Here is a 344-nt window from a genome sequence, read left to right as displayed (position 1 = left end):
TGCAACGTCGCCGTCACCTGCATGTCCGACCCGGCCACGTAGCTGGCTTTGTCCAGCACGAGGGTGGAGTTTGCTTTCACCGGCGCGGCAGCCGTGATGTCGTAGGCGGCAGAGGTCACCTCCCCGTCAGACACCGTCATTGTGGCCTTCAGGCCAGTGCCGGCGGTGGTGGCGGTGAACACGCCGCTGTAAGTGCCGTCCTGATTGTCAGTCCAGCTCCCCTTCAGCGTCGCCCCGGCGACCGCGGTGGTCTGCACCACCGCATCCTGCCCGGCCACCGGATTATGCTGCGCATCTTGCAACGTCGCCGTCACCTGCATGTCCGACCCGGCCACGTAGCTGGT

At 66.0% G+C, this 344-nt stretch carries 1 protein-coding gene; it reads right to left on the bottom strand.

What is annotated here, in order from left to right:
• Window positions 1-344 (bottom strand): invasin domain 3-containing protein (locus tag ACE38U_RS22390; protein WP_375530540.1); only part of this gene is annotated, 344 nt, incomplete at both ends.

This window comes from Cedecea selenatireducens (assembly GCF_042138895.1).
GTDB classification, from domain to species: domain Bacteria; phylum Pseudomonadota; class Gammaproteobacteria; order Enterobacterales; family Enterobacteriaceae; genus Cedecea; species Cedecea selenatireducens.
This window is presented reverse-complemented; position numbering and strand designations above follow the sequence as displayed.